At 63.2% G+C, this 1,178-nt stretch carries 3 protein-coding genes; 2 read left to right on the plus strand and 1 reads right to left on the minus strand.

What is annotated here, in order from left to right; genetic code table 11:
• The coding region (locus ACFFIC_RS27975; protein WP_377056643.1) for a transposase at positions 1-313 on the plus strand (313 nt) is incomplete at its 5' end.
• Positions 314-376: 63 nt separating this feature from the next.
• On the opposite strand, the gene ACFFIC_RS27980 is transcribed toward ACFFIC_RS27975, so the two are convergent.
• Complete coding sequence (locus tag ACFFIC_RS27980; protein WP_377056645.1) at positions 377-622, minus strand: hypothetical protein; 246 nt, start codon at positions 620-622, stop codon at positions 377-379.
• A gap of 92 nt (positions 623-714) precedes the next feature.
• On the opposite strand from ACFFIC_RS27980, the gene ACFFIC_RS27985 reads away from it, so the two are divergent.
• Positions 715-1,104, plus strand: coding sequence for a YkvA family protein (locus ACFFIC_RS27985; RefSeq protein WP_377056647.1), 390 nt, complete (start codon positions 715-717; stop codon positions 1,102-1,104).
• Positions 1,105-1,178: the final 74 nt, after the last annotated feature.

Genomic DNA, 1,178 nt, shown 5'->3' on the forward strand with positions numbered 1-1,178 from the left:
ACTGCCCTACGCCGTGCCCCTCCTCGCCACCCTTCCTGGCGTGCCGCTCTGGGTGGTGGGCGACCGAGGCTACTCCAGCCATGCCTTCCGCCAGCACGTCTGGGACCTCGGCGCACGCCCCGCAATACCGCCCAAGAGGAACGAGGCCCCAGTCGCCTGTCCAGATTGGATCCACAACAATCGCAACCGCGTCGAACGCCTCTGGGCCAGGCTCAAGGAGTGGCGCGCCGTGGCGACGCGCTACGAGAAAACTGCCTCGTCCTTCCTCGGCGTCCTACACCTCGCCGCCACACTCGACTGGATCAGGCGCTAACAGGCCCTAGGACCCAAACCTGAAAGGACGCAACATGAAATGATACCCCCGATTGGGCCGCCTTTAAATGGCAGGGGTGGGACTGGGTTTTTGAGGGAATGGGCCGGCGGTAGCGGCGATAAGCTGCCGCGCGTGGGCTATGGTTACAGTGTCCTCATTGCCGATGGCTCCGTCAGCTTGAGCCTCTTCGTCCAGGCGGACGATCTCGCGCGCATCCTCCAAGTCCATGTCTACCAGCTCATCCGGGTCCCACGCGAACCCCATACCGTCAGCGAAGGATGTGCGGACGGTGCGGCGCTTTTTGGTCATGGTGACTCCTCATGTAGGTGAGCATTAGCAGATGAGCCTGAGGTATAGTTCCGCTTGGGGATAGGCCATACTTCGTGGAGTGGGGAGGAAACGTGACGGGATGGACGGCGCAATTGCGGGGCTGGGCGCGCGGGGTGAAGCGAGACGTCATCGCACTTTGGATTGCTGCTCGCGACCCACGCACGCCGACGGCCGCCAAGGTCGCGGCTGCGGTCGTTGCGGCTTACGCGCTCTCCCCTATTGACCTTATCCCGGACTTCATCCCTCTCCTTGGCTATCTGGATGACGTGGTGATAGTGCCCCTCGGCATCTTGCTTGTCGTCCGCCTCGTGCCGCCTGCGCTTATGGCGAAGTTCCGCGAGGATGCAGCGCGGCGGGAGGAACGGCCGGGAAGCCTCACCGGTACCGTCATCATCATCGTCCTATGGGTCGCAGGCGCGGCGCTGCTGCTGCGGTGGCTTTGGCCTCGTTTCATGGAGTGAAGAAGACAAATGTCCTCCGCCCCACAGTTGAATGAGACGCCCCGCAAGCGGACGGTATCCGCCGATGGGGTGCA

It is taken from the genome of Muricoccus vinaceus (genome assembly GCF_042433125.1).
Classification (GTDB): domain Bacteria; phylum Pseudomonadota; class Alphaproteobacteria; order Acetobacterales; family Acetobacteraceae; genus Roseomonas; species Roseomonas vinacea.

Excerpts from the sequence above, each read along its gene's own strand:
- ACFFIC_RS27980 (WP_377056645.1), bottom strand. The coding sequence starts at position 622 with ATGACCAAAAAGCGCCGCACCGTCCGCACATCCTTCGCTGACGGTATG.